The sequence below is a fragment of the Streptomyces coelicoflavus genome, assembly GCF_045041415.1.
GTDB lineage: Bacteria > Actinomycetota > Actinomycetes > Streptomycetales > Streptomycetaceae > Streptomyces > Streptomyces coelicoflavus.
The window spans coordinates 4477310-4490000 of record NZ_CP108218.1; the positions used below are offsets into that span (position 1 = coordinate 4477310).

The following is a 12691-nucleotide window of genomic DNA, read 5'->3' on the forward strand; positions in this document are numbered from 1 at the left end:
CCGGCCCACCGCCGGGTGCCCGCGCCACCCCACTCCGGCGACAATGACCCCGTGCGGTACAGAATCCTGGGCGTCACCCAGACGGAGGACCACGGCACCGTCGCGAGCCCCGGCGGCCCCCGCCTGCGCGCGCTGCTCGCCGCCCTCGCCCTGCGTCCCGGCGACGTCGTCACGCCCGCCACCCTGATCGACGAGGTCTGGGCGGAGGACGATCCGCCCCAGGACGCCCCCGCCGCCCTCCAGGCCCTGGTCGGCCGCCTCCGCCGTACCGTCGGCAGGGAAACCGTCGTCTCGGCCCCCGGCGGCTACCGGCTCGCCGCGACCCGCGACGACGTGGACCTGTACGTCTTCGAACACCTCGTACGGCAGGGCACCTCCGCCCTCGGACACGGCGACGCCGCGACGGCCGCCCGGCACCTGGACGAGGCACTGGCCCTCTGGCGGGGCCCGGCACTGGCCGACCTGCCCGGTCGCGAGGCCGGCCCCGAGGCGCTGCGCCTGGAGGCCACCCGGGCCCGTATCGAGGCCGGCCTGCGCCTCGGCGACGCCCCCGACGCCGTACCGCGGCTGCGCGACCTGACCGCCGCCCACCCGTACGACGAACCGCTGCACGCCCTCCTCATCGGCGCCCTGCGCGCCACCGGCCGCGACGCCGACGCACTGGCTGCCTACGAGAGCGCCCGCCGCACCCTCGCCGAAGGACTCGGCACCGAACCCGGACCCCGGCTGCGCGCCCTGCACGCCGAACTGCTCGGCGCCCGGGGCGCGGAACGGCGGTCCGTCCCGGCGGCCGAGAGGGCCCCGGCCGAGGAGCGCCGGGGCAACATCCGGCCCCGGCTGACCACCTTCGTGGGCCGGGAACCGGAACTCGACGCCATCCGTTCCGAACTGCACGCGTCCCGTCTCGTCACCCTCACCGGACCGGGCGGATCCGGCAAGACCCGCCTCGCCGAGGAGGCCGCCGCCGGGCTCGACCAGGCCTGGCTGGTCGAACTCGCCCCGCTGGACCGGCCGGAGGCGGTGCCGGGCGCGGTCGTCAACGCCCTCGGACTGCGCGAGACGGCGCTGCTGACCGGCGACCGGCCGGCCGTGCAGGACGACCCCGTCGCCCTGCTCGTCGAGTACTGCGCCCCACGCAGCCAACTCCTGGTCCTCGACAACTGCGAACACGTCATCGGCGCGGCGGCCCGGCTCGCCGAGACCCTGCTGACCCGCTGCCCCGGCCTGACCGTCCTCGCCACCAGCCGCGAACCCCTGGGCGTACCCGGCGAGTCGGTACGCCCGGTCGAGCCGCTCACCCCCGGCCAGGCGCGTCGCCTCTTCGCCGCGCGCGCGAGCGCCGTCCGTCCCGACGCCGACGCCGTGCTGCGCGACGAGGAGGCGGTCGCCGAGATCTGCCGGCGCCTCGACGGACTGCCGCTCGCCATCGAACTGGCCGCCGCCCGGCTGCGGCTGCTCACCCCGCGGGAGATCGCCGACCGGCTCGACGACCGCTTCCGCCTGCTCACCTCCGGCAGCCGCACCGTCCTGCCCCGCCAGCAGACGCTGCGCGCGGTCGTCGACTGGTCCTGGGACCTCCTCGACGAGGCGGAACGCACGATGCTGCGCGAACTGTCCGTCTTCGCGGGCGGCTGGGACCTGGCGGCGGCGGAGGCCGTGGGCACCGGGCCCGCGGCGGAACTCGTCGGGGCCCTCGTCGACAAGTCCCTCGTCGTCGCCGACCTCGGTACCGAAGGCGCCGACATGCGCTACCGCATGCTGGAGACCATCCACGAGTACGCCGAGGAACGCGCCGCCGAGGTCCCCGGGCTGCGCGCCGCCGCCGAGCGCGCCCACCGCGCATGGGCGCGCGTCCTCGCCGAGGAGGCCGATCCGCAGCTGCGGTCCGCCGGGCAACTGCCCTACATAGCCCGCCTGGAGACCGAGCACGACAACATCCGCGCGGCCCTCGGCCGTTCCCTCGCCGCGGGCGACGAGCCGGAGGCCGCCGCCCTCGCCCTCGCCATGGGCTGGTTCTGGTGGCTGCGCAACTACCGCCACGAAGGCGTCGGGTGGCTGGACCAGGTGCTGCGCCTTGGCGCCGCCCTCGACGCGGGCGGTGCCTCGGCGACGGGAGTCGACGACCGGGATGCGTCCGCGCCCGACCGCGGTGCGTCCGCCCCCGACCGCGGTGCGTCCGCCCCCGACCGTCGTACGTCCGGCCTCGACCGTCGTACGTCCGGCCCTGACCGTCGTCCGTCCGCCCCCGACCACATCGACGCGCTGCTCGCGGTACGGGACGGTGACCCGCTGCATCCGCTGCACTCCCTGCGCATGCGGGTGCGGATGATGCACATCCTCCTCACCTTCGAGACCGCGCCCAGGGAAGGGCTGCTGGACGACCGCATGCGGCGCTACGTCCGGCGGGTGCGGGACCACTTCGCCGCCGGCGGCCCCGAAGCCGCCCGGGTCCCCGGCCTCATCTGGCCGCTGACCGAGTTCTTCGTCGACGACTCGGGCGACGTCCGCGGCTCGATGGACGCTTCCGTCGCCAACTGCCGCGTTCACGGGGGCGAGTGGGAGATCGTCGCCAGCCTCATGTTCCGCACCCACGCCGTGGTCGACCTCTCGGGCACCCCGGTCGGCATCGACGACGACCTGGCGGAAATGCGCGTGCTCAGCCGCCGCGTCGGCGACCGCCTGGTGCAGGCCCAGGTGTGCAGCGCCTTCGGCGAGGCCGCCATGGTGCGCGGCCGCTACGAGGAGGCCAGGGCCGAGTACGCGGAGGCCCTGCGGCTCGCCGAGGAGGTGGGCGCCTTCGCGGAGGCGCCGTTCCTCATCGCCCGGCTCGCCGAGATCGCCTACCGCGAGGGGGACCGCGGCACGGCCCTCGGCGTACTCGACGAAGCCGGCGCCGCGGCGGACCGGTACGGCGTCGTGGACTCCAAGGCCTTCGTCCTGATGCTGCGGGCCGGGCTCGCGGTGGTGGACGAGGACTTCGCGCGGGCGCGCGTCCTGTGGGAGGCGGCCCGCGAGGAGTGCCTGCGCGGCACGCCGCCGCCGCAGTTCCTGGCGATGCTGGGGCTGGTGGACGCGCTCGTGACGGCGGGCGAGTCGGGCCCGCGGGCGGCCCTGCGGCTGCTGGCGGGCACCCTCCGGGCGGCCGTCGAGGAGCAGTGCGCCGACCTGGTGCTCGCGACCCTCGTGGACAGCGCGGCCGGCCTGCTGAGCGACTGCGGCGACCAGGCCCGCGCGGTGCGGCTGCTCGGGGCGGCCGGCCACTGGCGCGGCGACCGTCCGCGCCCCATGCCGGACCACGCGCACGCCGAACGGGCCGAGGCCGCCGCCCGCGGTGCCCTCGGCGGCGAGCGGTACGCCGCCGAACTGGCCCGGGGTGCCGCCCTCACCGCGCGGGACGTCGTCGCCGAGCTGGCGGCGGTGGTGACGGTGGCGGCGGGGCAGTCGGCCGGGCGGACTCCTACGCGCAGGTGAAGCGGGACTGGGCCCAGTCCGCGAGCGCCACCGTGTCGACGGGGCTGTGCGGCTCGGTCACCAGCCGCATCGTCTCGCGCCCCGTGATGTCCACATGGACGGGCAGCGCCGGGTCCCCGCCCTTGACCATCCCCGAGTTCCACAGCCGCACGCCGTCGGCGTACACCGAGAAGTGGACCTTGCCCAGCTTCATCGTCAGGTCGTCGACGCCGGCCAGCGCGTCGTAGGACGAGCAGTCGCGATTCAGGTCGACGGTGACCGAGGAACGTCCGTGGACGGTGACGCCGTGCGCGTACCGCACGTCGGCGACGGACAGGGACGAGCGCTGCCACACCCAGCTGCTGTCGGCCAGCCGCATCTCGGGACCGGTGCCGTCACCGCTCACGTCGTACGCCAGCTCGCTCCACCGGTAGACGGTGGGCGCGGGCGGCGGGGGAGGCGTCGGGGTGGGGGTCGGTGTGGGCGTGGGGGTGGGAGTCGGGGTCGGCTTCGGGGTGGGTGTGGGTGTGGGGGTGGGCGTGGGTTTCGGGGGCGGGGTCGGCTCCGGGGTGGGGGTCGGAGTCGGCTCGGGGGCGGCCACCCGTGCTGGGGGGCGGGGCGGGCGCGTCGAGGGGGTGGGTGTGTCCGGGGCGGGCTGCGCCACCGGTGAGGACGCGGGCGGGGCGGCCTTCGGCGGTTCCTTGTCCGGGGTCTCGTCGCCGGTCAGGGCCAGGGCCAGCGCCGCCGCCGCGGCCACCGCGACCACGCCGGCCGCGATACCGGCCTTCACCGGCGCGCCGAGCCCTTCCGCGGCCGCCGCACCGCCCCCGGCGCCCGCTCCGCCGGACGTACCGCCGCCCGCCGCGGCCGCCGCCCCCGCGACTCCCGCCGCACCGGCGCCCGCGCCCCCGGCGACGAGCCCCGCCGCCTTCGCGTACCCGGCGACACCGAACCAGCCGATGACCGCGACGGGCACCACGGCGGGGATGCCGCCCGCGACCTCCTCGATCTGGGTCGCCGCCAGCCGGCACCTGGCGCACTGCTCCAGGTGCTTGCGCAGCCCGCGTTCGGCCCGGATGCGCAGCCTGCCGCGCGCGTACGTGCCGAGCTGGTCGGCGTAACGGGCGCACTCCTCGTCGGTGGCGAGGGCGTCGCTGACATGGGCCTGGAGATAGGCCTGCTTCAGCCCCTCCCGGGCCCGGCTGGCGAGGACGCGGGTGCCGTTGGCGTCCAGCCCGAAGAGGGTGGCCACCTCGCTCGGCGACTCGTCCTCGACCTCGGTGTGCCACAGCACGGCCTGCCACCGCTCCGGCAGCGACCGGAAGGCCCGCATGGCCATCGACTGCTCGGCCTCGTGCATGGCGCGGACGTCGGCGCCCAGCTCCAGGGTGTCGTCGTCCGGCACCTTCGCGGTGTGCGCGGCCTGCGCGGCGAACACCGCGAAGTCCTCCACGAGTTGCTCCCGCCCCGCCGACCGGGTCCAGCCGGCGGCGACGCGCCGGACCGCGGTGAGCAGGTAGGCGCGCACGGCGTACTCGGGGCCCGAACCGCCGCGCACCGCCTGGAGCATGCGGGCGAACACCTCGGCGGTGAGGTCGTCCGCGGTGTGGGCGTCACGGCAGCAGGTGCGCGCGTACCTGCGGACCGCGTCGGCGTGGCGCAGGTACAGCTCCTCGTAGGCGGTGTCGTCGCCCGAGCGCATCCGCTCGATCAACTCCGCGTCGGACGCCGGGAGCTCGCGCGGCGGCGGCAGAACGCCACCGTCGTCCTGCTCCCGGGGCGGCGGCAGAACGCTGTCCTCGTGCAGCTCACGCTGCGCCGGGACCCCGGTCCCCGCACGGTCCCCGCCCCGTGCGCGAGCCTCGCGGCCACCGTCCGCCACGGAGTCGTCCCGCCGGACATGGGCCGGCCCGCCCTGGCCCGGCACCTGCGGCGCGCCGTCGTCCCCGGCACCGACACCGTCCGGACCGCTCCCGCCGTCACCGACCGATCCGTCCCGCCCGTCAACACTCATCGCGGAAAGCCCCCGCCAACCTGCCCAGCCAGTCCGAACACCGGGTCAGCGTGCCATATTGGCTTTTGTTCAGGACCCCCTTGTGCCGACCATCACTCGTCTGTGCGGACTTGCCGCGCCGCGGTGTCAACGCTCAGCCGTTCGGGGAGGGAGAAACGGGCCGTCCGTCGTCCGTCGTCCGACGGTGCCGCCGTCCCCCGCCCGCCGTCCCCCGCCCGCCGTGCGTCGCCCGCCGTGGCCCCGCCCGTCGTCCGCCGTGCCCCGCCCGCCGTGCGTCATCCGCCGTCCCCGTCCGACACCGGCCCGTCTCCCGTCGGTCCCCGTCACACCGGCCGCGAGCGCAGCCCCTCGAGCAGGATGTCCAGCAGCCGGGCGGAGGCCGCCGCCTGCTGGGCCGGGTCCGGCAGCGAGGGGGCCGCCGTGGCTATCACCAGCAGTACGTCCGACACCGACACGTCCGGCCGCAGTTCACCAGCCGTCCGCGCCCGCTCCACGAGCCGGCCCACGACCTCCAGCAGCGCCGCGGCGCCTTCGCCGACGGCCACGGAACCCGCGACGGAGCCGGTGCCGGAGTCGGCGGCGGAACCCACCGGGCCGGCGGGCGCTCCGGCGTCGGCGGCCCCTTCGGACACCAGCCGCAACTCGCCGGTGCCCGGCTGTATCCGCTGCTGCGGCACCCGCGGATCACCGGCCGCCGCGACTCCGGCAGTCCCGGCGCCGTCGTCACCGTCCTCCGCCACCCCGACCCGCAGCACCTGCGGCGGCAGCAGCCGTCCGGCGCCCGAGGCAACCGACGTCCGCAGGAAACGGGACAGCGCCGACCACGGCTCGTCCTCCTGCCCGAGCGCCGCGCGTGCCTGGTCGGTCAGCCGTGCCGTCTCCTCCTCGGCTATCCGCCGTACCAGCACGTCCTTGCTGGGAAAGCGCCGGTACACCGTGCCGACACCGACCCGTGCGCGCCGTGCCACGTCCTCCATCGGAGCGCCGTACCCCAGCTCGCCGAACACCTCGCGCGCCGCGCGCAGCACGTGCTCCAGATTGCGCTGGGCGTCCACGCGCAAGGGCGCGCTGCGTGCCGCGTCACCGCGAGCGCCGGCCGCCGCCGCACTCGTACTCATCGCGCCGCCGGGCGCGACGGCCGACGCGGACGACCAATGAGAATCCTGAACATGCATAGACAATCCCCCGGTAATGACGTCTCCCCCCGGAGACTCTCCCCGCCATCGAAAGCCGGAGTGCGTGGAACGGCCCCGGTTCCGTGGCCCGCCCGTCGCGGACCCCATGAGCACATCCCCCTGCACACCGTCGGAAAGAACATAGTTGAGCGAGGGTCAATTCAGAAGGGGCACGTTCCGCACGGAGCGCCCCCCGATCGGAGCACCGATCTCATACGCCCCGAATGTGCCGCCCCCGACCCCCACTCCCACCGCCGCTGACCTGCGCGATCACTTCCCGACACGGTGCCGCGCACCCCTGCGCGCTCTCGCGATCTCCGGTCACACAATTTGACGAGCCTGTGGACAAACGCAAGCGCCGGGTGCGTCATGGGGTGGTGAAGGAACGTGCGCGCATTCTCGTTGTCGGCGGTGGCTACGTCGGGATGTACACGGCCCTGCGGTTGCAACGGAATCTCAGGGCCGAACTGAGGCGGGGCGACGCAGAGATCATGCTCGTCACCCCCGACCCCTACATGACGTACCAGCCGTTCCTCCCCGAAGCGGCGGCCGGTTCCATCTCCCCGCGGCACGTCGTCGTACCCCTGCGCCGCGTCCTCGGCCAGTGCGACGTCGTCATCGGCGAGGTGCAGTGCATCGACCACACGACCCGCACCGCCACCGTCACCACCCTCGCCACCGACGAGGAGAGGACCGGCGCCCGCCGGGTGACGTACGACGAACTGGTCCTCGCGCCCGGGTCCGTCTCGCGCACCCTGCCCGTCCCCGGCCTCGCCGACCACGGAGTCGGCTTCAAGACCGTCGAGGAGGCCATCGGCCTGCGCAACCACGTCCTCGAACAGATGGACATCGCCTCCTCCACCCGCGACCCCGCCCTGCGCGACGCCGCCCTCACCTTCGTCTTCGTCGGCGGCGGCTACGCGGGCGTGGAGGCCCTCGGCGAGCTGGAGGACATGGCCCGCTACGCCGCGCGGTACTACCACAACGTCACCCCCGAGGACATGAAGTGGATCCTCGTCGAGGCGTCGGGCCGCATCCTGCCCGAGGTCGGCGAGGAACTGGGCCGCTACACGGTCACCGAACTGCGCCGCCGCAACATCGACGTACGTCTGGACACCCGCCTCGAGTCCTGCGCCGACCGCGTCGCCGTCCTCAGCGACGGCTCCCGCTTCCCCACCCGCACGGTCGTCTGGACCGCCGGCGTCAAACCGCACCCGCTCCTCACCGCCACCGACCTGCCCCTCGACGACCGGGGCCGGCTCACCTGCACCGCCCACCTGTCGGTCGACGGCGCCCCGCACGCCTGGGCGGCCGGGGACGCCGCCGCCGTCCCCGACGTCACCGCGCCCGAGCCCGGCCGGGAATGCGCCCCCAACGCCCAGCACGCCGTCCGCCAGGCCAAGATCCTCGGCGACAACGTCACCCACGCCCTGCGCGGCGAGCCCCTCGACACGTACGCGTACAAGTACGCCGGTTCCGTCGCCTCCCTCGGCTTCCACCAGGGCGTCGCCCAGGTCTACGGCCGCAAACTCAAGGGCTACCCCGCGTGGTTCATGCACCGCGCCTACCACCTCAGCCGGGTCCCCACCGTCAACCGCAAGGCGCGCGTACTCGCCGAATGGGTGATCGCGGGACTCTTCAAACGGGAGATCGTCTCCCTCGGCTCACTCGAACATCCGCGGGCGGAGTTCGAACTCGCGGTCGGTGGAAAGCCTTCTCAGGAGCCCCCGCACAACCCGAAGGGGTCGTCCTGACCGGACTCAGGAACTCCCCCGGCCACTGGGGCGTCTGACGGATGTCGGCCGGGCGGGCGCCCTGCCAGACTGGTCCACCACCGCGGGCGCGCCGTCGCTCGCCCCAGCGCGGCCCCCGGGGCCCGGGCCGACCCGGCCCGTCCCGGTCCCCGGCCGCCGACCACTACACGAGGCAAGGATTCGTGAACTTCACGCGCTGGAGCGCCCGACTCCCCCTGACACAGCGCCGCGCCGCGTCGCGGCCGGACACGCCGGTCCCCCCGGACCGGCGGGGAGACGGCTCCGTACCCGCCGCCCGTGCCGAACAGCTGACCGACGAAGCCCCACCCGCCCCCGACGCCCCCAGCGTCGACGAACTGCCCGTCCGCGACGTCCTCGACCGCGTGCCGGCCCTCGTCGCCCTCGTCCACGGCCCCGAGCACCGCCTCGCCTACGTCAACGACGCCTACGTCGCCGCCTTCGGCACCCGCGACCTCGGCGCCCGCGCCCGCGAGGCGCTCCCCGAGCTGGACGAGCCCGGCCTCTTCCCGCTCCTGGACCAGGTCCAGCGCAGCGGCAGGACCCGCACCCTCAAGTCCCGCAAGGCCTCCGACGGCCGCTCCTACACCTTCACCTGCACCCCGGTCGCCGAGGGTGACGACGGCGGCGGCCGGGGCGTCCTCGTCTTCGCCACCGACGTCACCGACCACGCCGAGGCCGCGGGCCGCCTGCGCGCGAGCGAACGCAGCCAGCGCGAGACCGCCGTCACCCTCCAGCGCTCCCTCCTCCCGCAGGAACTGGAAGAGCCCGACGACCTGCGCGTCGCCGCCACCTACCACCCCGGCGGCACCGAGGCCGCGGTCGGCGGCGACTGGTACGACGTGATCACCCTGGGCGGCGGCCGCACCGCCCTCGTCATCGGCGACGTCATGGGCCGAGGCGTCCGCGCGGCCGCGGTCATGGGCCAGCTCCGTACGGCGGTCCGGGCCTACGCCCGCCTCGACCTGCCCCCGCACGAGGTGCTCCAGCTCCTCGACGGCCTCGCCGCCGAGATCGACGCCAACCAGATCGCCACCTGCGTCTACGCCATCCACGATCCGAACGAGGGCCGCCTCGTCTACGCGTCCGCCGGCCACCTGCCCATCCTGGTCCGCGACGAGGACGGCACCGTGCAGCGCGCCGACGAACCCACCGGCCCCCCGCTCGGCACCGGCGGCTGGATCCACGCCTCCGGCTCGATCGCCCTGCCCCCCGGCTCCACCGCAGTCCTCTACACCGACGGCCTGGTGGAACGCCGGGACGAGGACCTCGACGAGGGCATCGCCGCCCTGGAGCACGCCCTGTCCGGCGCCACCGGCACGCCCCAGGTGGTCTGCGACCGGCTGATCCGCTCGGCGGGCGTCACCCCGGACCACGACGACGACGTCGCCGTCCTCGTCCTCCAGCACCCCGCCCGCAAGGGTGCCGAGGCCGAGCTGTTCCGCAACGCCGCCCTCGAACTGCTCGGCGGCGTCGAAGCGGCCCCACGCGCGCGTGCCTTCGCCTCCGGCGTCCTCACCAGCTGGCGCTTCCCCGCCGAGCTGCACGACCTCGGTGTCCTGGCCACCAGCGAACTCGTCGCCAACTCCCTCCAGCACGGCACCCCGCCGATGCGGCTGCGCCTGCGCCGCACCGACCGCCGCCTGATCGTCGAGGTGACCGACGGCGACGACCACCTGCCCAGACGCCGCCGCGCGGAGCCCGGCGACGAGTCGGGCCGGGGCATCGCCATCGTCGCCACGATCGCCTCCACCTGGGGGTCCCGGCGCACACCGGGCGGCGGCAAGGCGGTCTGGTGCGAGTTCGTCCTCCAGAAGCAGTGAGCCGGGGCGGGCGGCACCAACCCGCCCACACCCCGGCCCACACCCCGGCCCGCCTCACGCCTCCGCGACGACCACCGCGTCGGCCGGCGCCCGGCCCTGCGTGACCACCCGGCTCCGCGCGAGCGACGGCTGGTTCTGTACGTCCGTGAGCTGCCGCCCCAGCCGCACCGCCAGCACCGTGATGCCCAGCGAGATCAACAGGAACGCCACGATGTACGGCCCGTGCAGCGAGGCCCCCAGCGGTCCGCCCACCGCCGGGCCGATCGCCAGCGCGAGCTGCTTCACCAGGGCGAAGGCGGAGTTGTACTGCCCGGCGAGGCCGGTCGGCGCCAGATCCGCGACTAGCGGAGCCAGCGTCGGCGACAGCAACGACTCGCCCAGCCCGAACAGCGCGTACGTCGAGATGAACGCGGCCGTCGCCATCGCCTGGCTGCCGTGACCGAGCCCGGCATACCCGGCCACGGCCCACGCCACGGCCCAGATCAGCCCCACGGACGCGATCACGCGGGACCGCTTGCGCCGCTCCACGAACTTCAGCACCGCGAACTGCGCGACCACGATCATCAGCGTGTTCGCCGCCAGCGCGGTCCCCAGCGCGGACGTGGAGATCCCGGCCGCCTCGACGCCGTACGCGCTCAGCCCCGACTCGAACTGCCCGTAGCAGGCGAAGAACAGCACGAAGCCCAGCACACACAGCTGCACCATGGCCCGGTTGCCGAGCAGCTGCTTCCAGCTTCCGCCGGCGCCCTGACCCGGCGCCCCCTCGATCCGCGGCGTGCGCGGCGCCCGCACCGTCGCCATGACGGCGACCAGCACCAGGAACATCGCCGCCTCGATGGCGAACAGCAGCGTGAAGGACGTGGCGCTCGAGGTGTCGACCAGATGGCCACCGATGAGCCCGCCGACGCCGAGCCCCAGGTTCTGGAGGAAGAACTGCATGGCGAACGCCCGTGACCGGGTCTCCGTCGTGGAGCAGTCCACGATCATCGTCGCGAGCGCCGGCTGCATCACGGCCTGCCCGGCACCGAGCGCGGCGGCGGAGAGCAGCACCGCGCCCGCCGACGCGGACAGCCCGAGGCTCATGGCCCCGAGGGCGGCGGTGACCAGGGCGACCAGCAGTACCGGCAGCGGGCCGCGCCGGACGATGGCCCGTCCGGCGAACGGCAGCACGATCAGCGCGGCCACGGCGAAGACGGCGAGCACGAGGCCCGCCGTGACAGAACCCAGTCCCCGTACCTGCGCCACATAGACGTACAGGTAGGGGACTGTGAAGCCGAGTCCGAACGCGCTGAGTGCGTTGCCCACGTGGATCCGGCGCATCGCCGCGCCCATTGCCCTGGTCACGTTCACCCTCTCTTGATCTCTCGGGATCGATCACTGAAGCCGTCAGAGCTGAAGACTGAAGACTTAGAAGCTAAAGTTCGAAGGTAAAGAGTACATAGCGAAGGACTTCAAGGCAAAGGAGGCTCGTGCCATACTGCGGCCATGGGCGACACCTCCGGCGCCGGCGAGCCGACACTCGAAGAGCAGATCGCCGCCTACCAGCGCGAGTTCCAGGACCTCGACCCCCAGGTCGAGAAGATCGTCTCCGCGCTCTCCCGCCTCAACCGCCGTATGAACGTCGCGTACGGCCGGCAGACCGCCGAGCTGGGCATCGGCAACACGGACTGGGAGGTGCTGAAGGCACTCGTGCTCTCCGGCGCCCCCTACTGCCTCGGCCCCGGTGACCTCGCCAAGCGCCTCGGCCTGACACCGGCCGCGATGACCCACCGGATTGACCGCATGGTCACGGAGGGTCTCGTCACCCGGGAACGCGACGAGACCAACCGGGTCCGCGTCATCGTGGCCATCACCGCGGAGGGCCGCGAGAAGTGGCTGGCGGCCATGCGCCTCGCCACGGTCTTCGAGGAGGACCTCCTCCAGGACCTCTCCGCCGACGACCGCACCGCGCTCGGCGAGGTGCTCACCCGCCTGCTGCGCCGGGTGGAGCACGCGCAGCCGGACGCCGGCGGCCGGCTCAGCGACCTCGATTAAAGATCTTGACAGGCGTGCTTGACAGCCCCCTACGGGATCCGTAGTGTTCTCCGGGTTGCCACGGGACCGTAACGGTTCTGCGGTAGCACCTCCCGCCGCAGCAGCGGCACTCAAACCACCAGCACGATCCCCAGCGGGAATGGCTTCGGCGCGCCCGAATTCAATTCCAAGGGGTACTCGCCGGCCCGATCGACCCCGATTGGGAAACACCGAGAGAGTCCGCTAAGGTTTGAAACGTCGGAACGGCCCAACAGCCGCAACGGCAACCCCCTCTGACGGGGAATCAGAGCCCGAAAGGATCTGATAGAGTCGGAACCGCCGGAAAGGGAAACGCGAAAGCGGGAACCTGGAAAGCACCGAGGAAATCGGATCGGAAAGATCTGATAGAGTCGGAAACGCAAGACCGAAGGGAAGCGCCCGGAG

At 73.9% G+C, this 12691-nt stretch carries 7 protein-coding genes; 4 read left to right on the plus strand and 3 right to left on the minus strand.

Annotation, left to right across the window (positions count from 1 at the left end):
• Positions 1 to 51: 51 nt before the first annotated feature.
• Positions 52 to 3471, plus strand: coding sequence for a BTAD domain-containing putative transcriptional regulator (locus OHA99_RS19890; protein WP_405697010.1), 3420 nt, complete (start codon positions 52 to 54; stop codon positions 3469 to 3471).
• Here OHA99_RS19890 and OHA99_RS19895 read toward each other — a convergent pair.
• Entirely contained in the window at positions 3458 to 5464 is a 2007-nt protein-coding gene (locus OHA99_RS19895; protein WP_366472956.1) for a sigma-70 family RNA polymerase sigma factor, read from the minus strand. The two genes, OHA99_RS19890 and OHA99_RS19895, sit on opposite strands and share 14 nt — an antisense overlap.
• Before the next feature lie 323 nt (positions 5465 to 5787).
• A complete protein-coding gene (locus OHA99_RS19900; RefSeq protein WP_282883169.1) occupies positions 5788 to 6639 on the minus strand; it encodes a TetR family transcriptional regulator in 852 nt (283 codons plus the stop codon).
• Between the two features lie 374 nt (positions 6640 to 7013).
• On the opposite strand from OHA99_RS19900, the gene OHA99_RS19905 reads away from it, so the two are divergent.
• Positions 7014 to 8393 (plus strand): NAD(P)/FAD-dependent oxidoreductase, encoded by a 1380-nt coding sequence (locus OHA99_RS19905; RefSeq protein WP_153179106.1) that lies wholly within the window; start codon positions 7014 to 7016, stop codon positions 8391 to 8393.
• 182 nt (positions 8394 to 8575) lie between these two features.
• Positions 8576 to 10234 carry a SpoIIE family protein phosphatase gene (locus OHA99_RS19910; RefSeq protein ID WP_405697015.1) on the plus strand — a complete coding sequence of 553 codons (1659 nt, stop codon included), beginning with the start codon at positions 8576 to 8578 and terminating at the stop codon, positions 10232 to 10234.
• A 54-nt stretch (positions 10235 to 10288) separates the two neighbouring features.
• Here the strand turns inward: OHA99_RS19910 and OHA99_RS19915 are convergent, their stop codons facing one another.
• Positions 10289 to 11566 carry an MDR family MFS transporter gene (locus OHA99_RS19915; protein ID WP_405698982.1) on the minus strand — a complete coding sequence of 426 codons (1278 nt, stop codon included), beginning with the start codon at positions 11564 to 11566 and terminating at the stop codon, positions 10289 to 10291.
• A gap of 153 nt (positions 11567 to 11719) precedes the next feature.
• Here OHA99_RS19915 and OHA99_RS19920 point away from each other — a divergent pair, with 153 nt between their 5' ends.
• A complete protein-coding gene (locus OHA99_RS19920; RefSeq protein WP_153179108.1) occupies positions 11720 to 12268 on the plus strand; it encodes a MarR family winged helix-turn-helix transcriptional regulator in 549 nt (182 codons plus the stop codon).
• Positions 12269 to 12691: the final 423 nt, after the last annotated feature.

Bases quoted from the DNA above. Each gene is read 5' to 3' on its own strand.
- OHA99_RS19895 (WP_366472956.1), bottom strand. From the start codon at position 5,464: ATGAGTGTTGACGGGCGGGACGGATCGGTCGGTGACGGCGGGAGCGGT.
- OHA99_RS19900 (WP_282883169.1), bottom strand. From the start codon at position 6,639: ATGCATGTTCAGGATTCTCATTGGTCGTCCGCGTCGGCCGTCGCGCCC.
- OHA99_RS19915 (WP_405698982.1), bottom strand. From the start codon at position 11,566: ATGGGCGCGGCGATGCGCCGGATCCACGTGGGCAACGCACTCAGCGCG.
- OHA99_RS19920 (WP_153179108.1), top strand. From the start codon at position 11,720: ATGGGCGACACCTCCGGCGCCGGCGAGCCGACACTCGAAGAGCAGATC.